25 protein-coding genes and 1 pseudogene are annotated in these 23,169 nt (G+C 63.0%); 18 read left to right on the top strand and 8 right to left on the bottom strand.

Annotated features, from left to right (window positions below; all coding sequences use genetic code 11):
- Position 1: 1 nt before the first annotated feature.
- The 7 genes and pseudogenes from EN885_RS05415 to EN885_RS05385 form a co-directional block, all read right to left on the bottom strand.
- Complete coding sequence (locus EN885_RS05415) at positions 2–1,027, bottom strand: MotA/TolQ/ExbB proton channel family protein (protein WP_095487693.1); 1,026 nt, start codon at positions 1,025–1,027, stop codon at positions 2–4.
- A gap of 105 nt (positions 1,028–1,132) precedes the next feature.
- Positions 1,133–1,825: a hemolysin III family protein gene (locus tag EN885_RS05410; RefSeq protein WP_126104529.1), complete on the bottom strand. Its 693-nt coding sequence runs from the start codon at positions 1,823–1,825 to the stop codon at positions 1,133–1,135.
- Between the two features lie 145 nt (positions 1,826–1,970).
- Positions 1,971–2,771 (bottom strand): inositol monophosphatase family protein, encoded by an 801-nt coding sequence (locus EN885_RS05405; protein ID WP_095487429.1) that lies wholly within the window; start codon positions 2,769–2,771, stop codon positions 1,971–1,973.
- 40 nt (positions 2,772–2,811) lie between these two features.
- Positions 2,812–3,378 carry an elongation factor P gene (efp, locus tag EN885_RS05400; protein WP_095487427.1) on the bottom strand — a complete coding sequence of 189 codons (567 nt, stop codon included), beginning with the start codon at positions 3,376–3,378 and terminating at the stop codon, positions 2,812–2,814.
- 113 nt (positions 3,379–3,491) lie between these two features.
- On the bottom strand, positions 3,492–4,463 hold the full coding sequence (locus tag EN885_RS05395) for a tetratricopeptide repeat protein (protein ID WP_126107322.1): 972 nt from the start codon (positions 4,461–4,463) through the stop codon (positions 3,492–3,494).
- Between the two features lie 61 nt (positions 4,464–4,524).
- Complete coding sequence (locus tag EN885_RS05390) at positions 4,525–5,172, bottom strand: thiamine phosphate synthase (RefSeq protein WP_126104530.1); 648 nt, start codon at positions 5,170–5,172, stop codon at positions 4,525–4,527.
- A 172-nt stretch (positions 5,173–5,344) separates the two neighbouring features.
- A pseudogene (locus tag EN885_RS05385) lies at positions 5,345–6,235 on the bottom strand (DMT family transporter); the annotation flags it as partial.
- A gap of 133 nt (positions 6,236–6,368) precedes the next feature.
- Between EN885_RS05385 and EN885_RS05380 the strand changes: the two are divergent.
- The 10 genes from EN885_RS05380 (at position 6,369) to EN885_RS05335 (ending at position 13,732) form a co-directional block, all read left to right on the top strand.
- Positions 6,369–6,818 (top strand): Lrp/AsnC family transcriptional regulator, encoded by a 450-nt coding sequence (locus EN885_RS05380; protein WP_095487421.1) that lies wholly within the window; start codon positions 6,369–6,371, stop codon positions 6,816–6,818.
- A 97-nt stretch (positions 6,819–6,915) separates the two neighbouring features.
- Complete coding sequence (locus EN885_RS05375) at positions 6,916–7,686, top strand: sulfite exporter TauE/SafE family protein (protein ID WP_128241748.1); 771 nt, start codon at positions 6,916–6,918, stop codon at positions 7,684–7,686.
- 342 nt (positions 7,687–8,028) lie between these two features.
- Positions 8,029–8,433 carry a hypothetical protein gene (locus tag EN885_RS05370; protein ID WP_126104533.1) on the top strand — a complete coding sequence of 135 codons (405 nt, stop codon included), beginning with the start codon at positions 8,029–8,031 and terminating at the stop codon, positions 8,431–8,433.
- Positions 8,434–8,822: 389 nt separating this feature from the next.
- Positions 8,823–9,353: a DUF1465 family protein gene (locus tag EN885_RS05365; protein WP_095487415.1), complete on the top strand. Its 531-nt coding sequence runs from the start codon at positions 8,823–8,825 to the stop codon at positions 9,351–9,353.
- A gap of 288 nt (positions 9,354–9,641) precedes the next feature.
- Positions 9,642–10,148, top strand: coding sequence for a crossover junction endodeoxyribonuclease RuvC (gene ruvC / locus EN885_RS05360; RefSeq protein ID WP_128241747.1), 507 nt, complete (start codon positions 9,642–9,644; stop codon positions 10,146–10,148).
- A gap of 159 nt (positions 10,149–10,307) precedes the next feature.
- Positions 10,308–10,574: an AbrB/MazE/SpoVT family DNA-binding domain-containing protein gene (locus EN885_RS05355; protein WP_128241746.1), complete on the top strand. Its 267-nt coding sequence runs from the start codon at positions 10,308–10,310 to the stop codon at positions 10,572–10,574.
- Positions 10,552–10,971 (top strand): type II toxin-antitoxin system VapC family toxin, encoded by a 420-nt coding sequence (locus tag EN885_RS05350; protein ID WP_128241745.1) that lies wholly within the window; start codon positions 10,552–10,554, stop codon positions 10,969–10,971. Before EN885_RS05355 ends, EN885_RS05350 begins: the two co-directional genes overlap by 23 nt.
- A gap of 27 nt (positions 10,972–10,998) precedes the next feature.
- A complete protein-coding gene (gene ruvA, locus EN885_RS05345; RefSeq protein ID WP_127288382.1) occupies positions 10,999–11,619 on the top strand; it encodes a Holliday junction branch migration protein RuvA in 621 nt (206 codons plus the stop codon).
- 43 nt (positions 11,620–11,662) lie between these two features.
- Positions 11,663–12,700 (top strand): Holliday junction branch migration DNA helicase RuvB, encoded by a 1,038-nt coding sequence (gene ruvB / locus EN885_RS05340; protein WP_095487405.1) that lies wholly within the window; start codon positions 11,663–11,665, stop codon positions 12,698–12,700.
- A 123-nt stretch (positions 12,701–12,823) separates the two neighbouring features.
- On the top strand, positions 12,824–13,732 hold the full coding sequence (locus EN885_RS05335) for a metallophosphoesterase (protein ID WP_128241744.1): 909 nt from the start codon (positions 12,824–12,826) through the stop codon (positions 13,730–13,732).
- Between the two features lie 6 nt (positions 13,733–13,738).
- Here the strand turns inward: EN885_RS05335 and EN885_RS05330 are convergent, their stop codons facing one another.
- On the bottom strand, positions 13,739–14,989 hold the full coding sequence (locus EN885_RS05330) for a cellulase family glycosylhydrolase (RefSeq protein ID WP_128241743.1): 1,251 nt from the start codon (positions 14,987–14,989) through the stop codon (positions 13,739–13,741).
- Positions 14,990–15,122: 133 nt separating this feature from the next.
- Here EN885_RS05330 and ybgC point away from each other — a divergent pair, with 133 nt between their 5' ends.
- The 8 genes from ybgC (at position 15,123) to tilS (ending at position 23,085) form a co-directional block, all read left to right on the top strand.
- On the top strand, positions 15,123–15,593 hold the full coding sequence (ybgC, locus tag EN885_RS05325) for a tol-pal system-associated acyl-CoA thioesterase (protein ID WP_126104538.1): 471 nt from the start codon (positions 15,123–15,125) through the stop codon (positions 15,591–15,593).
- A 293-nt stretch (positions 15,594–15,886) separates the two neighbouring features.
- Positions 15,887–16,597 (top strand): protein TolQ, encoded by a 711-nt coding sequence (gene tolQ, locus EN885_RS05320; protein WP_095487401.1) that lies wholly within the window; start codon positions 15,887–15,889, stop codon positions 16,595–16,597.
- Between the two features lie 9 nt (positions 16,598–16,606).
- Positions 16,607–17,065, top strand: a complete 459-nt coding sequence (tolR, locus tag EN885_RS05315; protein WP_095487399.1) for a protein TolR — start codon at positions 16,607–16,609, stop codon at positions 17,063–17,065.
- 7 nt (positions 17,066–17,072) lie between these two features.
- Positions 17,073–18,230: an energy transducer TonB gene (locus tag EN885_RS05310; RefSeq protein ID WP_128241742.1), complete on the top strand. Its 1,158-nt coding sequence runs from the start codon at positions 17,073–17,075 to the stop codon at positions 18,228–18,230.
- Between the two features lie 40 nt (positions 18,231–18,270).
- The gene (tolB, locus tag EN885_RS05305) at positions 18,271–19,581 is read left to right on the top strand and encodes a Tol-Pal system beta propeller repeat protein TolB (RefSeq protein WP_095487395.1); all 1,311 of its coding nucleotides are present in this window, start codon (positions 18,271–18,273) and stop codon (positions 19,579–19,581) included.
- 284 nt (positions 19,582–19,865) lie between these two features.
- Positions 19,866–20,372 carry a peptidoglycan-associated lipoprotein Pal gene (gene pal / locus EN885_RS05300; protein ID WP_095487393.1) on the top strand — a complete coding sequence of 169 codons (507 nt, stop codon included), beginning with the start codon at positions 19,866–19,868 and terminating at the stop codon, positions 20,370–20,372.
- A gap of 202 nt (positions 20,373–20,574) precedes the next feature.
- Positions 20,575–21,660: a tol-pal system protein YbgF gene (gene ybgF, locus EN885_RS05295; RefSeq protein ID WP_128241741.1), complete on the top strand. Its 1,086-nt coding sequence runs from the start codon at positions 20,575–20,577 to the stop codon at positions 21,658–21,660.
- Positions 21,661–21,711: 51 nt separating this feature from the next.
- Positions 21,712–23,085: a tRNA lysidine(34) synthetase TilS gene (tilS, locus tag EN885_RS05290; RefSeq protein WP_128241740.1), complete on the top strand. Its 1,374-nt coding sequence runs from the start codon at positions 21,712–21,714 to the stop codon at positions 23,083–23,085.
- Positions 23,086–23,169: the final 84 nt, after the last annotated feature.

Below are 23,169 nucleotides of genomic sequence, written 5' to 3'. Positions count from 1 at the left end.
GCTAATGGACTCCAGGCTTCTTCAGGGCGTCGGCGATCTTCTCCAGCGTGGTGCGCATCGCCTTCTGCTCGTCCGATTGGGCCTCGACCCAGTCGCGCATGATCTGCTGCTCCGAGCGCATGTTCTTGACCAGGCCCGAAATGCCGTCGGCAAGGTTGGCCATGGCGGTGGCGACGCGCGGATTGGCGCCGCCGCCATTCTCCTGCATGTTGCGCAGTTTTTCAGACAGGACGCGGATCTCGTCGGAGGATTCGGTCTTGGCTGGATCGGCGACGACGATGTCGGACGACAGGTCGGTGACCGAGGACAGCCAGTTTTCGAGCTCGGTGTAGAAGCGCGTCTGGGCGCGGCCAGCCTGCAGGTCGAGGAAGCCGAGCACCAGGGAGCCGGACAGGCCGAACAGCGAGGACGAGAAGGCGGTGCCCATGCCGGCCAGCGGCGCGGAAAGCCCCTGCTTCAGCGATTCGAGCACGGCGGCGGCATCGCCGGTGCCGGGATCGAGCGACTCGATGGTTTCGCGGATCGAGCCGATCGTGTTGAGCAGGCCCCAGAAGGTGCCGAGCAGGCCAAGGAACACCAGCAGCCCGACGAGGTAGCGCGAGGTGTCACGGGTCTCGTCAAGGCGGGTGGCGATCGAATCGAGCATGGTGCGCATCGAGCTGGTCGAGAAGGCGATCGTCGACGAGCGGCCGATCATCGCCTTCATCGGCGCCAGCAGCACCGGTTCGGTGGTTTCGGAGCCGGCCCGAAATGAGTTGACCCAGCGCACTTCGCGAAACAGCCGGCCGACCTGCACGAAGGCCAGCAGGATGCCGACGACAAGCACGCCGATGATCAGGCCGTTGAGGCCGGGATTGGTGACGAAGGCGCTCGAGATCTGACGGGTCAGGATGGCGGCGATGAAGGCGACGATCATCAGGAAGATGACCATGGTCAGGAGAAAGACCTGCGGGCTCGACAATTTGTGCGGGTCGTACATCAGAACGTCGGAGCGTTTGCCCATGCCGAAAGATTTGAAAAAAGTCATCCGTGTGCCGTTTCCGATGCCGCCGATCACGTTGAGCGCGACTCTAAACGGAATTATGACGAAATTGAATGGCGTGTGGCAATATTGCCGACCGGATCATTGGCGTTAGAGTCGATTGATGACCAGGCAGTCGACCATGGCTGCCAGATGCAGGCCGGCGCCGGTGACGACAAAGCCGTGCCACAGCGCAGTGTGGAAGCGCAGGCCCTTCCAGGCGAAGAAGATGACGCCGCAGGAATAGACGATCCCGCCGGCAACGATCAGCGCGATCGATGTCGTCGGCAATGTCTGGACGAGCGGCTCGACAAGAACGATGCCGCTCCAGCCGATGGCGAGATAGAAGACGATCGCCAGCCGGTCGAAGCGGCCGGGAAGAAGCACTTTGATGGCGATGCCGATCGCTGCAGCAGCCCAGACCAGGACGATCATCGAGATGGTCAGCGGCGAGCCGTCGAGCTGCGCGAGGAAGGGCGTATAGGTCGCGGCGATCAGCAGGTAGATCGCGGCATGGTCGAAGCGCCGCAATATCCACTTGGCTGGCGACGACACCGGCCACAGATTGTAAGCCATCGACACCGACAGCACGGTGAGCAGCGAAACCACGTAGAAAGCGGCGGCAATGTATTCGCCCGGACCGGTATGGAAGGCGGCCAGCGCCAGCAGCGCCGAGCCGGCGGCAATGGCCAGCACGATGCCGACCGCATGGACGATGCCGTCGGCGATCATTTCGGCGCGCGAATAGTGCCAGCGTCCCATAAAGGGGATTTCGATCTGGGATTCTGGCCCGATGTCCGTCATGAACAATCCTGCATCACCTCTTATCTGGGCGGATGCAGGACAGTATTTCAAGCTTTGGTTGCGGTTTTGCGACTGCGGCGGTTCAGCGCGCCAAGTCCGCTAGAGCCCGATCCGATAGAATCGGGATGGGCTCTATCTTTTTGACCTAGCGCGGCGCCACCGGCTTCCGGACGGTCTTCAACAGCGCCCGCTGAATGATCTCGTTGCCGGCGACGACCGAGCCGCCATCCAGCATGTTCTGCCCGCCGGCGAAGTCGGAGATGAAGCCGCCCGCCTCGCGGATCAGCAGGATGCCGGCGGCAACGTCCCAGGCCGACAGGCCGGTTTCCCAGAACCCGTCCATGCGGCCGGCCGCGACGTAGGCGAGATCGAGCGAGGCGGAGCCGAGGCGTCGCACGCCCGAGACTTCGGCCATCACGTTGCGCAGCTCGACCAGGAAATTGCCGTGCTGGCCGCGGCCGAGATGCGGCACGCCGCAGCCGATCACAGTATCGATCAACTTGGTGCGGCCGGCGACCCGCAGGCGGCGATCATTCATGAAGGCGCCGCCGCCGCGCTCGGCGGTGTAGAGCTCGTCCATCGCCGGATTGTAGACGACACCGGCAACGATCTGGCCCTGGCGCTCCAGCGCGATCGAGATAGCGAACATCGGAATGCCGTGCAGGAAATTGGTGGTGCCGTCGAGCGGGTCGACGATCCAGCGGTGCTGGCCGTCATCGCCTTCGATCAGGCCGCGCTCTTCCATCAGGAAGGCGTAGCCCGGCCGCGCCTTCGACAGCTCGGTGAAGAGGATGTCTTCGGCCTTGCGGTCGGCCTGGCTGACATAGTCGCCTGGGCCCTTCATCGAGACCTGCAGGTTCTGCACTTCGCCGAAATCGCGCGACAGCGAGCGGCCGGCCTTCATGGCGGCCTGGACCATGACATTGAGGATCGCGGAACGCGCCATTGTGCTTCTTCCTGCTGCGCTTCTTCCTGCTGCCGGCGCCTTAGTCGGCGCGGCGCACGTAAGTGATTTCGTTGGTGTCGACGATGATGCGCTCGCCCGAACCGATGAAGGGCGGCACCAGCACGCGGATGCCGTTCTCAAGTATCGCCGGCTTGTAAGACGAGGCCGCGGTCTGGCCCTTCACCACCGGATCGGCCTCGGTGATGGTCAGCGTTACCTGGTCGGGGAGCGAAATGCCGATCGGCCTTTCGTCATAGAGCTGGACCGTCACCATCATGCCGTCCTGCAGGAAGGCGGCGCGGTCGCCGACAAAGTCCTTCTGCAATTCAAGCTGCTCGTAGCTTTCGGTATCCATGAATACCAGCGCTTCGCCCTGCTCGTAGAGGAAGGAAAAGTCCTTCATCTCCAGCCGGATCTGTTCGACGGTTTCGGCGGAGCGGAAACGCTCGTTGAGCTTGGTGCCGTTGATCAGGTTCTTCAGCTCGACCTGGTTATAGGCGCCGCCCTTGCCGGGCTTGACGTGATTGGTCCTGACCGCCACCCAAAGGCCGCCATCATGCTCGATGACGTTGCCGGGACGGATTTCGTTGCCATTGATCTTGGCCATGAGGATGTGATCCGGGATGAGATTTTCGCAATGAAAGCGATTTGGTGCCTCCAAGACCACAAATCTCCGGGAGAGGCAAGGGAGTGGCGGGCGCACAGCCATCCCGTGGCGCTCTACGGCAGGCGGTTGGCCTTCTGCAGTGCCTGCTTCGTCTGGTCGTCGGTCAGGCCCTGCAGAAAATCGTCCATCTGCGGGTCGATGAGCCCGGCACGGCGGGCGACGACGTACCAGGCGCCGGCAAGGATCGGATCCGGATCGGTGCCGATGCCGCCCATGTAAAGCTTGGCGAGGCGGTTCTGGGCGGCGACATTGCCGCCTTCGGCGGCCTGCTTCATCCAGCCGAAGCCGGACTTCAGGTCGCGGGCGCCACCACGTCCTTCGATCATCCAGGCGGCGAGATCGATCTGTGCCGTATCGTAGTTCTGCCGTGCTGCCTGTGCCAGCAGGCCTCGCGCCTGGACATCGTCGCGCGGCTTGCCGCCGACGCCATTGGCATAGACCTGCGCCATCGCATATTGCGCGTCGGCAAGGCCGGTAGCGGCGGCGCGCTGATAGTAGGACACGGCCTTTGCGATGCCGGCATCGCCGGGATCCTGCTGGACCAGCAGCTGCGCGAAATTGAACTGCGCCAGACGATTTCCGGCCTCGGCGGCGGCCTGCATCAGCGCGTAGGCCCCCTTTTCGTCCTTCTTGACGTAGCGGCCGTCGAGCAGCATCAGCGCATACTGGAACTGCGATTCCGGTACGCCCTGCTCGGCGGCAAGCGCGTACCACTTTGCCGCCTCCGCCGCGTTGACCGGCATGCCAAGACCGCGCGACAATATCTCGGCGACTAGCGTCTGCGCCGCCGGATCGCCGTTCTGGGCGCGGGCCAAGGCGAGGTTGTAGGCCGTCTTGTAAAGGCCGCGCTGGAAGGCGCCATAGGCAGAATCCGACGGCTTTGCACCAAAGCGATCCGGATTGATGGCGTCGGCCGACGGCAGCGGGGCCGTGGTGGCAGGCTGCGGCAGCGGCGTGGCGATCGGCTTGTCCGTCTTTGCACCGACGTTGGGCTTGGCTTGCGGCAATGGGACGGTTTCCGCCATGGCGGTCTGCACCGCGAGCGCCACAAGCAAAGCACCGAAAAGGATTGTCCGCGTGGGCACGTCAGTCCTCGAAACGCGGCGCGGCCTCGTCGAGCAGCGTATTGGCGCTGGCGACTGCCATCTTTGGATCGACGCCTTCGGCAAAGATGGCGCTGGACAGCGCCACGAATTCGGCGCCGGTGGCAGCCACCGCTTCCACCGAGGCGATGTCGGACCCGGCCATGACGATACAAGGAATCTGGATCACATCTGCCCACCATTGCCCCAGCGACAGGTTGCGTGGGTGCGGCTCCGGCTTGTTGTCGTAGCCGAAACGGCCGAAGAAGATGTAGTCGGGCCTGAGCTCACCGAGTTCCAGCGCATCGTCGCGGGTCTTGGCGCCGCCGGTGCCGACCATCATTTTTTCCTGAAAACGTTCGATCGTCTCGGCGAGTTCGGCCTTGCCGACCTCGATATGGATGCCGTCGGCCTGAACGCGGCCGGCGATGCGGGTGTCGCCGGCAATGACGACGGCAACGCCTGCCGCTTGCGCCGCCGGCACTATCTGTTCCGCGAAGGCCTGGAAGGAGGCCTCGTCCATGCCGTTCTCGGGCAGGATAAGCGAGGCGACGTCGCCGCCCTCGAACGCCGCAACGATGCGCTCAGCCGACACGCCCGGCGGCGCGATCAGCACGATGCGGCAGCGATTTGGAGGCGTTGCGTCGTTCATTGGTTTTCGATCCCGGTTTTCGCCTATGCCGGGCGAAGATGGTTGCATTGCGGCATAGAGCAAAGTGCCGGCCTTGAACAGGCGGGCGGGGCAGGATCATTGGCGCAGGATTGTCGTCCGGCGACGTTCTTGCCTCACTTGATTGCCTGAGTGCTCCCGGCTGGGTCTTCGATTTCCACAGCGTCCAGCCAAGATTCATGCCGGCGGCGGCGATCAGGATGGCGGCGGCGCCGACGATCTGGGCCGGATGCAGCCGGTGGCCGAAGGCGACGACATCGACCAGGATCGCGACCACGGGGTAGATGAAGGACAGCGACCCCTGCAGATGCGTCGGCAGTTTCTGAATGGCGCCGTACATCAGGATGTACATCAGACCGGTATGGACGACGCCAAGCGTCGCCAGCATGCTCCAGCTCCACGCATCGGCGGGAAGTTGGGGAAAATTGGCGAAGGGTGCCAGCATGACGACGCCGACGCAGACCTGGATCAGGGCGATCAGGTGCGGTGGCGTGCCTTTGAGCTTCTTGGTGACGATGGCGGCGACGGCCCAGAAGAAAGCCGCACCCAGCGCCATCGCGATACCGGTAAAATAATCGGTGCCGACATTACCTGTATTGGGGCCTGCATCGGAGCCGGCATCAGGCGAGCCTTGCACGATCAGCAGCATGCCGGCAAAGGCAATGCCAAGCCAGGCCAGCTTTGTCATGGTCAGCCGCTCTGAGAAGAAGAGCGCGCCAAAGCCGACCAGCATGAAGGGCTGCGTGTTGTAGACAGCCGTGGCGATCGAGATCGAGGCGCGGGAAAACGAGCTGAACAGGAGCAGCCAGTTGACGACGATGGCAGCACCCCCCAGAGCCGCGATCGCCACGATGCGCAGTGACAGCCTGCCGCGCAGCAGCCCCAAGGCAGCGCAGATGATCAGCAGCGTTATCGCGCCGAAGGCACAGCGCCAGAAGACGACGTCCATGATGGGCTGGCCCGACATGACGACGAACCATCCGATCGTGCCCAGGATCGTCATTGCGGCCGTCATTTCGATCGTGCCACGCACCGTGCTGTCCATGAAATACCCCTGAGATCTGTTGAGACTTGATGATCTCACATGGTTCCGGCGCTTTCCATGATTTGCAGAAGGTGTTATCCCTGCTTTGCCTAATTAAGTGAGGCAAATCTCGTTTTCGATTGAGGATCGTAAAATGCTGGACGACCTGGACAAAAAGCTTCTCGACATCCTGATCCGGGATTCACGAACCTCGCTGAAGGAGTTGGCCCAGCAGGTCGGGTTGTCGTCGCCAAGCGTTTCGGAGCGGCTCCGACGTCTCGAGGATCGCGGCGTTATCAGGGCTTTCACCGTCGAGATCGATCCCCAAGCGCTCGGCTACACCTTGCAGGCGATCGTTCGCATCCGGCCCTTGCCGGGCAAGCTGCATATCGTCCAGAAGCTGATCGAGGAGATCCCGGAGTTTGGCGAATGCGACAAGGTGACGGGCGACGATTGCTTTGTTGCCCGGCTGTTCGTGCGCTCGATCGGCGATCTCGACAAGCTCCTCGACCGTATCGCCGACAAGGCCGAAACCAGCACAGCCATCATCAAGGCGCAGCCGATCCGGAGGCGCCCGCCACCGCTCGACATGCCAAACATCTGACAGGCTCCGGTGGCATCGCGTACATATTTTGCGGTCGCGGCGTGACCATTTCTGGTCTATTCCAGAGCCCGACCTTCCCTCCAACTGCTCCCCTCCGATGTCAGGCCTGCTTCTCGATCCGTGGTTCTATGCCGCCGCCATTCCAGCCGTCATCCTGGTCGGTCTGTCCAAGGGCGGCTTTGGCGGTGCGGTCGGCTTCGTCGGCGTGCCGCTGATGGCGCTGGCCATGCCGCCGGTCCAGGCCGCCGCCATCCTGCTGCCCATACTGTGCCTGATGGACATCGTCTCGGTGTGGACATGGTGGCGTGTCTACGACCGCAAGATGCTTGCAGACATGATGCCGGGGGCGGTGATCGGCATCGGCCTCGGTTGGCTGACCGCGGCGCTGGTGACAGCGGAAATGGTGCGGCTGATCGTCGGCGCCGTGGCGATTATCTTCGTGCTTCGCTGGGTCTATCTACAGATGCGGCACGGTGCAAACCACTCAGCCGAGCCCAACCGCGCGGCTGCCGCCTTCTGGGGGACGGTCGCGGGCTTCACCAGCTTCGTCGCCCATGTCGGCGGCCCGCCCTTTCAGGTCTATGCGCTGCCGATCCGGCTCGATCCGAAAGTGCTGTCGGGCACCGCCGCCATCTTCTTTGCCGCCACCAACGCATTGAAGCTCATCCCCTATTTTGCGCTCGGGCAGTTCGACACCACCAACCTGACCGCGTCGGCGGTTCTGGTACCGCTGGCGCCGCTCTCGACCATCGCCGGCGCCTGGCTGGTGCGGCGGATGCGGCCGGAATTGTTCTATCCATTCACCTACGCGACCGTGGCGGTCGTCGCGGTCAAGCTTCTGTGGGACGGGATCACCGGCCTTCTATAGATCGCCGCCCATGGAAGCTGCCGCCGGCAGCTTCACCACAGATTTCAGGCGGCGCTCGGTATCAATCGGCACGTTCCGCCGGGGCGAGAGCAATCCCGGTGGTCAGGACCCAGCGCCATGCCCGCCCAGGATGGTGATATCGTTCAGCGTCGGCTTCAACACCATGTCTCACCGCGCTGTTTTCTGCTATTCTGACCAACGCCGGGGAAGGGTCGGGCGCGATGCGGCATCGTCCAGAAACATTGCCGATGCTAATGCGCCGATGCCGGGGACCCCGGTGGCGGGTCGACCGCCTGAATTCAACCCATTCCCATAACGGGAAAAGGCAAATCGGGGGATACTATGCAAAAGGTAGCACGAAATTTCTTCACGCTGGCCGTCATCTACGCGATGTTCGGGATGGCGCTTGGCCTTGAGATGGCGATCAGCAAAGACCATGCGCAGATGCCGACCCACGCCCACATCATGGTGGCCGGATGGCTGATGTCGGCGGTGTTCGCCTTCTTTTACCATCTGTTTCCGGCAGTCGGGCAAAAGACGCTCGCTACTGTCCATTTCTGGTTGACGGCAATCAGTGGCATCGGCCTGTTGATCGGCCTTTACATCATGCTTGGCGGAAACCCGGCGATCGAGCCACTGGTGGCAACGTCCTCGATGGGCTTTTACGCGGGATTGCTGCTGTTTGCCTACATCGCACTGCCGGTGGTTTGGAAAGCCGAGCGGCTTCCTGAGGCGCAAAAGGCCTGAGCCCAAAGGGTTGAGCCCGGGCCTGAGCATGTGCTGTTACGGCACAGGCGGGCGGCGCTAGATCAAAAAATATCCGCGCCGTTAAGGCTTCATTAAGCTTTACAGGCGTTTACTATGTGCATCCAGTGATCTGGATTCTTACCGAGTGGTTGGAGCCACTTTGTTTGACGCCTCCCTGTTAAACTCCTGAGAGCCGCCTTATCCGCGGCTCTTTTTTTGCCCGCAATCCGGATTGCCCGGGCGTCTGCGCCGCCGTTAACCGTTTGTTAAACATGTGCTTGCCTTCACCCGCTCCGAAGCGCATTTTCAAGCCTCGGTCATATAGGGTGCAGGACGTGACGGCGATGACGCCGATTCGGCCGGCTGTAAGGCAAGTGCAGGGCGTATCGATGAACGAGACTTCGAAGGGAAGCGCGAAAACCATCAAGCTGGCGGAGCGCCGGGTTTTCTCCCAATCCTTCAAGCCGCTCTACCAGGAAGGCATGGGCCTGGTCGAGCAGGCGGCCGAATATCTGGACGGCAAGGGCCGGGCCGAGGCGAAGAAATTGTCCAGGCTGGCGGCGACGCTCTATGCGGCCGAGTCGATGCGACTGACCACAAGGCTGATGCAGGTCGCTTCCTGGCTGCTCTTGCAGCGTGCGGCGAATTCCGGAGAGATGACCCGCGATCAGGTTGCTTCCGAAAAATCTAAGGTGCGTCTCGACACCGCTTCCGCCAACAACGATGCCGCAGGCTGGGTCGAATTGCCCAAGGATTTTCTTGACCTCATCAACCGTTCGCTGCGCCTGCAGGCGCTGGTGCGTCGCATGGACGAGGAAATCTACGGCGGCGCCGTGCCTGACGTGTCGCCATCCGGCCGCCGCGTCAATCCGGTTTCCGACCAGATCACGCTGCTCAACACGGCTTTCGCCCGCGGCTAAGAGACTGTTTGGAAACTCTACAGCGCCGCCCGTCCTTTGGACGCGACGCTGTAGCGCTTTTGATTTTGCGCATGATCCTTTCCGAAATCTTTCCGATTTTCGGGGTCATGCGCGGGCTCACGGACCCAAATGTCCGCTGCGCTCCGGTTCTCGAAACCGCCACCATATGACGCGCCGGAGCGACTTTCGAAACAGTCTCTTAGGGGCTCTCCTGGGGACGTAGCGGACCTGTTTCTGGTTTGTTCACATTTCGCTGGCATCGCTGTCCGCTAGGGGTAGACTTGGCGGATGGGGGAAGCGATTCGCATCATCGGCATCGATCCGGGGCTGAGGCGCACCGGCTGGGGCATCGTCGAGAGCCTCGGCAATTCGCTGCGCTTCGTCGCCTCCGGCACCGTGCGTTCCGACGACAAGGCGGCGCTGGCGACGCGTCTTTGCCAGTTGCATGATGGGCTCGCCGAGATCCTGCATACCGCCATGCCGCACGAGGCGGCGGTCGAGCAGACTTTCGTCAACAAGGATGCGGCAGCGACGCTGAAGCTCGGCCAGGCGCGCGGCATCGCCATGCTTGTGCCGGCGCGGGCAGGCCTGGTCGTTGCCGAATATGCGCCCAACGCCGTCAAGAAGGCGGTGATCGGCGTCGGTCATGGCGACAAGAAGCAGATCCACATGATGGTCAAGGTGCTGATGCCGAAGGCGACTTTCGACACCGACGATGCCGCCGACGCGCTGGCCATTGCCATCTGCCATGCGCATCACCGGCAGAGTGTTGCCTATAGGATGGCGCTCGCCTAGAGCGACGAGCGTCCATTTGGACGCACAAAGCACGTTCTAGCACTTTGAATCTACGCATCGTGCTTTCCGAAAATCGATTCCGATTTCGGAACGATACGATAAGTTTGTTCTTGACTTGTTCTCAGGGTTGGCAGTAAGTAATACCTGAGAGGTATTACCATGCGGGTGACAACCAAAGGACAGGTGACGATCCCGAAAGAGATACGGGATCGCCTGGGCATCGGCCCAGGCTCGGAGGTGGAGTTCTTGCCCACTGACGATGGAGTTCGTGTCGTTGCGGTCAAAAACATTTCCGAAGAGGAGGCTTCCCGTAGCTTCAGCCGGCTGCTCGATCAGATGGCCGGCACGCTGGATCTGGGAGGGATGACGGCAGACGAGTACATCGAGTGGCTGAGGGGTCCACGTGAAGATCTCGACATTGATTGACACAAATGTCCTGATCGACGTTTGGGGTCCTGCCGGACGGGAGACGAAGTGGTCGACGTCGGCGATCACCGCATGCCGGCGCGATGGCGCACTCGTTATCAACACAATCGTCTGGTCCGAACTCGCGCCGCTGATAGCGACGGAAGCCGCACTTCGTAAAGCAGTCGAGACGCTCAAGATGGATCGCGAACTCTTGCCATGGGAAGCGGCGTTCCTTGCCGGCGTCACGCATTCCCGCTATCGCCGCGCAGGGGGGCTCCGCGAACGAACGCTGCCGGATTTCTTTATTGGAGCCCACGCCGTCGTTGCGGGACATCGTCTGCTGACACGCGATGCCGCGCGCTATCGCAGCTACTTCCCGGACCTCGACATCATGTCTCCGGAAACCTATCCATGAGGGCCTTGTATCCATGAGAGCCTTGGCATGATCGGCAAGCTCAAAGGCACGCTCGACGAGATCGACGAGGATTTCTGCATCGTCGATGTGCACGGCGTCGGCTATGTCGCCCACTGCTCGGCGCGCACGCTTGCCGCTTTGCCGGCACCCGGCGAGGCGGTGGTGCTGTTCATCGAGACCTATGTGCGCGAGGACATGCTGCGGCTCTACGGTTTCCAGTCGGTGCTCGAGCGCGAGTGGTTCCGGCTGTTGATGAGCAATGTGCAGGGCGTCGGCGCCAAGGTGGCGCTGGCCATCCTGTCGACGCTGGCGCCGGCCGATCTCGCCAATGCCATCGCATTACGTGATATTGCCATGGTTAGCCGCGCGCCGGGCGTTGGCAAAAAGGTGGCCGAGCGCATCGTCACCGAACTGAAGAATAAGGCGCCGGCCTACGCGGGCACTGCCTCCGGCACCATCGGCCTGAAGCAGGAGCTCGGCGAAGGCGTCGCGCCGGCGCCGATCACCGACGCCGTCTCGGCGCTGGTCAATCTCGGCTATTCGCGCGATACCGCCGCCAATGCGGTGGCGGCAGCGCTGAAAAGCGCCGGTGGGGACGCGGATGCGTCGAAGCTGATCCGCTTCGGGCTGAAGGAACTGGCGCGGTGAGTCTACGCTTGTCCAGCTCCCTGCCCTGTGCAAGGAAGGCGGCATGAGCCTTTCGCCACGCCTCATTGCTCCCGACAAGCGCGGCGAGGATGCCGAGCAGACCTTGCGGCCGCAGACGCTCGGCGAGTTCGTCGGCCAGGCGGCGGTGCGGGCCAATCTCAAAGTGTTCATCGAGGCCGCCAAGGGCCGCAGCGAGGCGCTCGACCACGTGCTGTTCGTCGGCCCGCCCGGCCTCGGCAAGACGACGCTGGCGCAGATCATGGCGCGCGAGCTCGGCGTCAATTTCCGCTCGACCTCCGGTCCGGTCATCGCCAAGGCTGGGGATCTCGCAGCGCTGCTCACCAATCTCGAAGATCGCGACGTGCTGTTCATCGACGAGATCCATCGGCTCAATCCGGCGGTCGAGGAAATCCTCTATCCGGCGATGGAGGATTTCCAGCTCGACCTGATCATCGGCGAAGGGCCGGCGGCGCGCTCGGTCAAGATCGATCTTGCCCGCTTCACCTTGGTCGCCGCAACCACCCGGCTCGGTCTTTTGACCAATCCGCTGCGCGACCGTTTTGGCATTCCGGTTCGTCTCAATTTCTACTCGGTCGAGGAACTGGAGCAGATCGTGCGGCGCGGCGCCCGCATCCTTGCCATGCCGCTCGGCGACGATGGCGCGCTAGAGATCGCGCGGCGGGCGCGCGGCACGCCGCGCATCGCCGGCCGGCTGTTGCGCCGCGTGCGCGATTTTGCCTCCGTCGCCGGCGACGGTCATGTCGATCGCCAGATCGCCGACGAGGCGCTGACGCGGCTCGAGGTCGATGCACTCGGCCTCGACGCGCTCGACCGCCGCTATCTCTCGATGATCGCGCGGAATTTTGGCGGCGGGCCTGTCGGCATCGAGACCATCGCTGCAGGGCTCTCCGAGCCGCGCGATGCCATCGAGGACATCATAGAGCCCTATCTGATCCAGCAGGGTTTTATTCAGCGCACGCCGCGCGGCCGCGTGCTGACCGCCAATGCCTGGCGGCATCTCGGCCTCGACGCGCCGAAGGACCTTGCGCAGCAGCAGATCAGCCTGTTCCAGGAAGAGTAGCGTCCGCGCGGCCCTTCGTTCCTGCGCAAAATCTCCTAATCCCGGTCAGCTTGCCGGCGCATTTGCGGGCTCTAACGCCTCGCGCTGTGGGACCGTCGATCCCACGAACGACGGAGCTGAGCGATGATCACCAGACGTGGCTTCCTGCGCCTCATCGGCGGTTCGTTCTTATCCGCCGTGTCGCTCAGCGCTTATGCGGTTGGCCTGGAGCCGATGTTGCTGACGCATGTAAAGCGCTATTCATTGACGCCGCCAAACTGGCCTGCAGGATTGCGGCTTCGCGTTGTCGCTCTCGCCGATATTCATGCTTGCCGGCCATGGATGACGCCGGAGCGGATCAGGTCGCTTGCCGAACGGGCGAACACCCTGCAGCCGGATCTGATTGTCCTGCTTGGCGACTATGCATCCGGCACGCGCCTGGTGACGGACTGGGTGGATTCCTCTGAATGGGCGCCGGCCTTGTCCGATTTGAAGGCGCCGCTCGGCGTGTGGTCGATCCTCGGCAATCACGACTGGTGGGAGGACCTTTCCGCGCAAAAGGCCGGGTTCGGGCCGACGGTGGCGCGCAGGGCGCTCGAGAGCGCTGGCATCCCGGTCCTGGAAAACGATGCCGTCCGCCTTGAAAAGGACGGGCATGGCTTCTGGGTCGCCGGGCTTGCGGACCAACTTGCGCTGCGGCCGGGCAAAGCCTGGGGCCGCAGCAGATTCAAAGGGCTGGATGACCTGCATGGCACGCTGGCAAAGGTGAGCGACAAGGCTCCCGTTATTCTGCTCGCGCATGAGCCCGACATATTTCCGAAGGTCCCGTCACGGATATCGTTGACCCTTTCGGGCCATACCCATGGCGGACAGGTGCGGCTGCTCGGCTATTCTCCGGTCGTGCCATCCCGCTTCGGCAACCGTTTTGCCTATGGCCATGTCGTGGAGGAGAGCCGCAACCTGATCGTCTCCGGAGGGCTCGGCTTCAGCATCCTGCCGGTGCGTTTTGGGGTGCGCCCAGAGATTCTTTCGATCGAACTGGGTTCAGCTTGAACCGCTTCAATGAAGCGACTTGATCATCTCCATCACATCCGGCTCGGCTTTTTCTCTGTCAAAAGCGTCGACGATGCCGAAGGCGCCGCCATAGCTCCAGGCCGACCAAGAGAAGCCATGAGCTTCGGCGCGCGCGACCATGTCCCTGACATAAGCGGCGCGGTATTTGGCCGGCATCACATAGGCATTGCCGTATTCCTGGAGGATCATGCCGAACTCGCCGAGCGTGATGTTCTGCGGCTTGATGCCGTTGGCCTTTGCCCATGCCTCGACCTTGGTGAACGGCGCATCCATCATCTCGCGCAGCTTCTCATCCGTGTCCATGCTGGCGACCTGCTCGTCGAGATAGGCAAGCAGCCCGCTCTGCCGCGTCCATGGCGCCTCGGCCTTGATCCTTGCTCGGATCGTATCGAGCGTAACATCCAGCTGGGCGCGCGGGACGGCGGTGAGCGGATAGGGCAGGCCGGTCACGTAGGGGATGAAGTCGCCGGCCCAGGTCGCGCCCTGGTGGGTCAGCAGGAACGGCTCATAGGAGTGAAAGGTCCAGATGATGTTATCGTCGGGAATCGCCTTCGGATCGATCTTTGCCAGCGATGCCGCATGGGAATAGCAGGCGCCGGTCAGGATCAGGGTGAGCTTCGTAGCCGACGAGCGCGCCGCCGCGAACAGTTTCTGCTGGCGCTCCGGCCAGAGGCTGGTGCCGTCGGTGTCGCAGTCGACGACCGGCTCATTCATCGGCTCGAAGGCGACTTGGCGCGGATCCTCATCGGCCAGCGTGCGCGCCATCTTGCGCACCATTTCGACATAGGCTTCGAACACTTTCGGGTCGTCCATCACCTCGCCCATGCCGATCTTGCGGCTGCTGCCGCTGGGGATCAGGTGCATGTCGACGATCACTTTCAGTCCGGCGCGATTGATCATGCGCACCGAGTCCCGCACGCTGGCATAGAGCTCGTCGCGCAGCGCCAGCGTCTCGTCCGACAGGAACGGCGACGGATCGACCGGCATGCGCAGGAAATCGAAGCCGGCGCTCTTCAGCGCCTTGAGGTCATCATCGCCAAGGAACTTGCGCCATTCCGGATAGGGCAGGATTGCCTGCCGGTCGCCCCATTTGTCCTCGCTCGGCCAAGTCGTCCATTGGTCGAGATTGAGGCCGCGCTTCACCGAAAAGCTCGCCGCTTGGCCCGGCAGCGCCAGCGCGGTCAGCACAAGCAGCGCCGCCATCAAGGTCTTGATCATCGCCGTCAACAGTGCCATCGGGTTCATGCGCCAAGCTAATGAGTGTCGCCCAAAAGTGTGTAGCGGCTTTGGGACAACGACACGCACGGAAACAACTACCTAAAGCGCGTCGCGCTTTAGGTGCCCGGTCAGGCCCAAAAAGGAAAGCGCGATGGACGATCATGGTGAATCGGCGGCGCTCGGCGCCGGGCTTTCCGGCGCGCTGACGGAATTCGGCCACCGGCTGATGGCGCGGGTCTATTATGCCGACACTGATTTCTCCGGCGTCGTCTATCATGCGCGCTATCTCGAATTCTTCGAGCGTGGCCGTTCCGATTATCTCAGGCTTGCCGGCGTCCATCACACCGAGCTCGCCAACGGCAAGCATGGCGAAAGAATAGTCTGGGTGGTGCGGCGCATGGAGATCGACTTTCGCGGGTCCGCCCGCATGGACGACATCCTGACCATCGAGACGCGCACCGAGGACATTTCGGGCGCCCGCATCTTCATGGCGCAGCAGCTGAAGCGCGGCGGTGAGGTGCTGGTCGAGGCGCGGGTCGAGGCGGCGATCATCGGCGAGAATGGCCGGCCAAGGCGTTTTCCGAAGGAATGGATCGCAGCCTTCATGCCCACAAATCGATAAGTTCAAATCGGCAAATTACCGACGCCGATGCTCCGCTGACGATGGCTGGCGGCTCGCCCAAGGCGCGGCAATGCGCCGCGCTGTACGTCCTAACCCATCCTTAACCATAACGGTTCATGAAGAGAGTGGTGAAGATTGGAGGAATCCAGCGCCTTCCTTTCACCAACATTTGCCCCGAAAAGGCCGCCAACGGTGCATTTTGGGGTTATTCCGGAAGCTTTGCGCGAACGGACCACAAGGGATGCCCATGGGCCAGCCGCCAGCCGTGCCCGGAAAATCTTAAGGACGTAACCATGGAAAATATCGCACTCGCCGAACCGGGCGCGCATTTGTCGATTTGGGCGCTGTTCATGCAAGCCGGCTGGGTGGTCAAGCTGGTCATGATCGGGCTGCTCTGCGCCTCGATCTGGACCTGGGCGATCATCGTCGACAAGCTCGTCGCCTATGGCCGCATGCGGCTCGCGCTCAATCGCTTCGAACAGGTGTTCTGGTCGGGGCAATCGCTGGAAGAGCTTTATCGCACGCTCGCAGATCGCAAGACCACCGGCATGGGCGCCATTTTCGTCGCCGCCATGCGCGAATGGAAGAAGAGCTTCGAGAAGGGCGCGAAATCGCCGCTTGGCCTGCAGAACCGCATCGACAAGGCGATGGACCTAGCGCTGACCCGCGAAATGGAAAAGCTGGAAGGACGGCTTGGCTTTCTCGCCACCACCGGCTCGGCGGCGCCCTTCATCGGCCTGTTCGGTACCGTCATCGGCATCATGACCTCGTTCCAGGCGATCGCCGCATCCAAGAATACCAGCCTGGCGGTGGTCGCACCCGGCATTGCCGAAGCGCTGCTGGCCACCGCCATCGGCCTGCTCGCGGCTATCCCCGCCGTCATCGCCTACAACAAGCTGTCGTCGGACGCGAGCAAGATAGCCGTGCGCATGGAGGGGTTCGCGGACGAGTTCTCCGCCATACTCTCGCGCCAAATCGATGAAAAAGTCGCGCAGAAGACCTGAGGAACAATCATGGGAATGTCTGTAGGCGCGGGTGGTGGTGGACGCGGTGGTCGTGGCCACAGGCGGCGCGGCCGCCATCACGCGATGATATCGGAAATCAACGTCACGCCGATGGTCGACGTGATGCTGGTGCTGCTGATCATCTTCATGGTCGCCGCGCCATTGCTGACGGTTGGCGTGCCGATCGACCTGCCGGACACGCAGGCCAAGGCGATGAACGTCGATACGCAGCCGATCACCGTCTCGATCAATCCGGCCGGCCAGATATACCTCCAGGAGACCGAAATCCCGATCGAGGAGCTGGTGGCGAAACTGCAGGCGATCTCGAAGACTGGCTATGACGAGCGCATCTTCATCCGTGGCGACAAGTCGACAGACTATGGCACGGCCATGAAGGTGATGGCCCGCATCTCGGCCGCGGGCTACAAGAACATCGGCCTGGTTTCGCTGCAGGAACAGGATCAGTAGACGCAAGATGAGGACGGGCCTCACCACATCGGTGATCTTGCATACGGTAGCGTTGGCCTTCGGGCTGTTCACGCTGTCGTCGCCGCCTGCCATGCCCGCGTCCGACGTGGAATCGGTGTCGGTCGACATCGTGCCGATGGAAGCGACCGCGCAGTCTCTGCAAGGCGACAAGAAGGCTGTGATGCACGAGAAGCCGGCGCCGGTGCCGACACAGCGTCCCGACATCGTTCCCGATGCCCAGAAAGTCGGCGAGAACAGCGTCGACACCGACAAGCCGATAACGCCAGAAGCCAAGCCGAACCCGGTCGATCTGGCCGCCGCGCCACCGCCCGCGCCGACGCCGAAAGAGAAGCCGAAGCCGGAGGACGTGCCGAAGCCGAAGGAGCAGCCCAAGCCTGTTCCGGCGACGGAGGTCGCACCGGTCCCGCAGCCGAAGGAAGAGGTGAAGCCGGAGCCGGTCAAGCAGGCGGAGCCTAAGCCGACACCGGCCAAGGAGCCGGCGCCGACGCCGCCGCAGGACAAGACCGCCGCCATCGACCCGCAGCCTGAGGTCAAGCCGGACCTCGTCGCCGAGGCAATAACGAAAGAGCAGCCCACCGAGACGACGCAGCTTCCGGACTCTGCGCCCGCCCCGCAGGCGCGGCCGAAGCCGCAGCCGGCCCAGGCCGAAAGCGCCAAGGCGCCGGAGCGCAAGGACGCCGACAAGCCGGTCAAGGAGGCCTCGTCCAAGCCGAAGTCGGAAGACAAGCAGTTCAACGCCGACGAGATTTCGGCGCTGCTCGACAAGCGGAAACCGTCCGGCGGCGGCGCCAAGCGCTCGACCCAGCAGGCGTCTCTCGGGGGCGACAAGGATCAGGGCCAGAAGCTTTCAAGATCGGAGCAGGGGGCATTGGAGGCCCAGCTTGGCGGCTGCTGGACACTGCCGGCAGGGCTCGAGGGTTCCGAGAATTTCATCGTCGTGGTCCGGTTCAACCTGGATGCCTCCGGCAAGCTGGACGGCCGGCCGTCCGTCGAAAAATCGAGCGGAAACCGCCCGTTCGACGAAAGTGCCGTGCGCGCGGTTCAGAAATGCGATGTGGCCGGCCTGCAGGTTCCCGCAGGCAAACAAGACATCTGGGCCGACGTTCGGGTCACTTTCGATCCGAGAGAGATGCTGGGCCTATAGGCTGGGCGCCCCCAAAATCATTGAAGAGAAGCGAGAAGACATGAAATCCATCCTCAAGCCGCTCCTGATGATCGCAGCGATGGCGCTGGGCATGACTGCCGCCGCCACTTTGCCGGCGCGGGCGCTCGTCGAGCTCAACGTCAACAAAGGCAATGTCGAGCCGCTGCCGATCGCCATCACCGATTTCCAGGGTGGCGATGCGCTGGGCGCGGAGATTTCCGGTATCGTCAGCGCAGACCTGAAACGCTCCGGCCTGTTCGCGCCGATCGACAAGAGCGCCTTCATCGAAAAGATCTCGAACCCGGATGCCACGCCTCGCTTCGAGGACTGGAAGGTGATCAATGCCCAGGCGCTGGTCACCGGCAGCGTCAGCAAGGAGGCCGACGGCCGCGTCCGCGCCCAGTACAGGCTGTGGGACACCTTTGCCGGTCAGCAGATGTCGGGCGAGCAGTTCTTCGCCAACGACGCCAATACAAGGCGCGTCGCCCATATCATTGCCGACGCCATCTATGAGCGGCTGACCGGCGAGAAGGGCTATTTCGACACGCGCGTCGTCTTCATCGACGAATCGGGCGCAAAGAATGCGCGCAAGAAGCGCCTCGCCATCATGGACCAGGACGGCGCCAATGTCCGCTACCTGTCGAACGGCAAGTCGATCGTGCTGACGCCGCGTTTCTCGCCGAACCGGCAGGAAATCACCTACATGTCCTATGAAAGCGGCCAGCCGAAGGTCTATCTGCTGCAGATCGAGACCGGGCAGCGCGAGCTGGTCGGCGACTTTCCCGGCATGACCTTTGCACCGCGCTTCTCGCCCGACGGCCAGAAGGTGATCATGAGCCTGCTGCGCGACGACGGCAATTCCAACATTTTCGCCATGGATTTGAGAAGCCGCTCGACGACCAGGCTCACCAATTCGGCGGCCATTGACACCTCGCCGTCCTATTCGCCTGATGGCAGCAAGGTGGTGTTCACTTCCGACCGCGGCGGCCGCGCGCAGATCTATGTGATGGGCGCCGACGGTTCGGGCCAGACCCGCATCTCCTTCGGCGACGGCGTCTATTCGACGCCGGTGTGGTCGCCGCGCGGCGATCTGATCGCCTTCACCAAGCAGACCGCCGGTGAATTCCAGATCGGCGTCATGCGCATCGACGGTTCGGGTGAGCGCATCCTTTCAACCGGCTTCCAGCAGGAGGGGCCGACCTGGGCGCCCAACGGCCGGGTGCTGATGTTCTTCCGCGATTCAGCCGGCGGTCCGAAACTCGTTTCGGTCGATCTCACCGGCCGCAACGAACAGTCGATCCCGACCGCGAATTTCGCGTCGGATCCAGCCTGGTCGCCGCTGCTCGAGTGAGAGGAATTGGAGAAATGAAGAATTGAAGAATTGAAGAGATGAAGAAAACGGGATTCCTCAACTCTTCAATTCACTCCTTTCCACGTTTCCACGGCTTGGTCGCGTTTTAGCCGCATTTCCGCCTAGGGTCCGCGCACATTGTGGACCCCTTGGGCGGCCCCTGGCAAAACGGCTGCGGACGGCAGCCGAAACCAAATTTTAACCGTGTTTCTTGAACGCCGGTTAACCCAAACGTGGTTACTGGACGATCAACGAAATCACTCGAATTGCGAAGGAGAGGCGGCATGGGCCGTATCGCAGCACTTACCAGAAACCCGGTGATGATCGCGCTGGTGGCGTCGCTCGCCATCGCCGGTTGCGCCTCGAAGAAGACCCCGAACAGCGCCGCCGATCTCGGCCTCAGCGGCGCCGGCGCGGCAACGCCCGGATCGGCCCAGGACTTCACCGTCAACATCGGCGACCGCATCTTCTTCGACACGGATTCGTCCTCGATCCGCGCCGACGCGCAGACGACGCTTTCGCGCCAGGCGCAGTGGCTGAACCAGTATGGGCAGTATGCCATCGTCATCGAAGGCCATGCCGACGAGCGCGGCACGCGCGAATACAATCTGGCGCTCGGTGCCCGCCGTGCCGCCGCCACCCGCGACTTCCTCGTCGCCAGGGGTGTTTCCGGCCAGCGCCTGAAGACCATTTCCTACGGCAAGGAGCGTCCGGTCGCGGTTTGCGACGACATCTCCTGCTGGTCGCAGAACCGCCGCGCCGTCACCACGCTCAGCGGCGCCGGTTCTTGATCGGCAATTCCTGATCGGCAGAAATGCAACACATATGTGCGAAAGGCGGCGACGGCCGCCTTTTTCATGTCCGGCACCCGGATATGAGACTTGAAACAAAATTTGGCCGAAGTCCTGCGTCCTGCTAAGAGCCAAGGCGCCTGACGGTCCCACTCCGATCGGAAGGCATGCAACAGGCAAACAATTTCACGGCGAGAGGCACATGCATTTCAGATCGGTCTTGAGCGGCACGCTTGCGCTGCTGCTCGTATCAAGCGTCGCCGCACTTGCTGCCGGTACCGGGGCAAGCGGCAACGAGCAACAACCGTCGAAAGGCGGTTTTTCCTTCCACCTGCCGACGCTCGGCATTTTCGGTGAAAAGAAAAAGCCGGATCAGGTTCAGTTCGCACAGGATGGCACCGGCACTACCGCACTGCAGGAGCAGCTCCGGCAAATGAACGGCAAGATCGAGGAGCTCAACTTCCAGGTCCTGCAGATGCAGGAGCAGATCCGCAAGCAGCAGGAAGACAACGAGTTCCGCTTCCAGCAGCTGGAAGGCGGTTCGCAAGGCGCGCCGCAACCAGCGGAGCAGAAAAAGTCGGACGCCACCACCAACACCGACAGCAGCGTCGCCGAGGCTCCGGCGACGCATGCGCCGGCCGATACGGGCACACCGCCCGCCGGCGCCCAGGGCGAGGATGTCATCGTCGAATCGCCGACTGGCGAACCCGGCAGGGTGATCCCGGGCACGCCTCCGAAGACGTTCGGCACCATCACCGTCGACAAGAACGGCAATGTGGTCGACGCCGACGGCAACACGCAGGCACATGCACCGGCGCAGAACACCGCCCCAGCCACTAACGATCAAGCCGGCACGCAGGCTGGCAAGTCCGACAATACGGTGGTTGCGGCGCTGCCTGCCACCGACGACCCGGAGGAACTTTACCGCAACTCCTACCAGTTCATCTTGTCGGGCGACTACAGCACTGCCGAACAGGGCTTTCGCGACCACATCGCCCGCTTCCCCAAGGACGCCAAGGCGGCGGACGCGCATTACTGGCTGGGTGAGTCACTGCTCGGCCAGCAGAAATACCGCGACGCGGCCGAGACTTTCCTCACCGCCAGCAAGGACTATCCGAAGGCCAAGAAGGCTCCCGACATGCTGCTGAAGCTCGGCGTGTCGCTGGTTGGATTGAACCAGCGCGACGTGGCCTGCGCCACTTTCGGCGAGATCGGCAAGCGCTATCCCAACGTTTCCGGCGCGCTTAGGGAACGCGTCAAGCAGGAAAGGGCGCTCGCGGCGTGCTAGTTTTTTCTTGCATGTCGTTGCCCCGGACCCACTTTTGGGCGACATGTATTGATGCTCGAAACCGAGCCTGACCTTTCGGTTTTTTCGCGGATCGACTTTACCAACGGCGCTGTTGCGGCCGTGTCCGGCGGCAGCGACTCCACCGCCCTTCTCCTTCTCATCAAAGATCACCTCGACCGCAGCGCGCCCGCAACGAAATTGCTGGCTGTGACGATCGATCACAATCTGCGGCCGGGCTCGGCGGCAGAAGCGCAAGCCGTGGCCAGGCTTTGCGCCGCGCGCGGCATTGCCCACCGCATTCTGGTCTGGTCCGGGCGCAAGCCGTCGACCGGCCTGCCGGCTGCCGCGCGAGAGGCCCGCTACCGGCTGCTGGCCGAGGCAGCGCAGGCGGAGGGCATCGGCCTGATCCTGACCGGCCACACTGCCGACGACCAGGCCGAGACCGTGCTGATGCGGCACGCGCGCCAAGAGGGGCCGCGAGAGGCAGGGCGAGGCCTTGCCGGCATGGCGCCCGCAACCCTTTACGACTGGCGGATCTGGATCGCTCGGCCGCTTCTCGGCACGCGGCGTGCGGCGCTGCGCGAAGTCCTGCGACGCGCGAACGTCGGCTGGGCCGAAGACCCGACCAATGACGACGAGGCTTTCGAGCGCCCGCGCATCCGCGCAGCGCTTGCCGACGACAATGGCGCGCAGCGCGTGGCAGATGCGGTGGCGCTGGCCGCGCGGGCTGCGGTGGAGCGCGAACAGCTTGGCCATCGCGCGGCCGCGTTGATCCGTGGCTTTGCCAGCAGGCCGGCTGATGGCCTTATCCGTCTCGATCCGGGGTTTGCGACGGCCGGCGACGAGCCGGCGGCCGTCTACGCGCTGCGTATCCTGCTGGCGACTGTCGGCGGCGTCGCCTTTCTGCCCGACCAGGCGCGCAGCGAGGCGCTGCTCGACCGGCTGAGGGCCGCGCCATTTTGCGCCACATTGTCGCGGACGGTGGTCGATGCACGGCGTGCCGGCATTTTCCTGCGTCGCGAAACCCGCAACTTGCCGCCCGCTGCTCCTGCCGTGGACGATGCTCTCTGGGACGGCCGCCGGAGGATCACATTGGGCGACGAGCCAGGTGCATTTTTGATCGCGCCGCTCGGCGCGGCTCGTGCCGCAAAACGGGAAATTGCCGAAGACGGCACGCCGCCAAGCCTTGTCCGCGCGGCCCTGGCGGCCGAGCCGGCGTTGTGGCGCTCAAGTGGACCTCTTGGCGAAAGCCTTAGTCCGGTGCAGGACAGCCCGGCCTTGCCACGAATGGCGGCATGCCCGGTCGTCGCACCTTTTGCCCGCTTCCTGCCGTCCTTCGACCTGGCGCCGGCCGGAACTGTCGCCACGCTGATCGGCGCGCCGCTCCTCCCTGCCACGCCTTTCAGCGGCCACACTGCCGGTTGATGATGGGCGAAAGCTTAACCGCGACATGCTGTTCTGCTTGGCAAGGGAGGACGCCATCCCTATGTTAGACCCAAGTTTCCTCTC

It is taken from the genome of Mesorhizobium sp. M6A.T.Cr.TU.014.01.1.1, assembly GCF_004022765.1.
Lineage (GTDB): Bacteria > Pseudomonadota > Alphaproteobacteria > Rhizobiales > Rhizobiaceae > Mesorhizobium > Mesorhizobium mediterraneum.
Note: the sequence above shows the minus strand (reverse complement) of the source record. Positions and strands in the feature narration are given on the sequence as shown.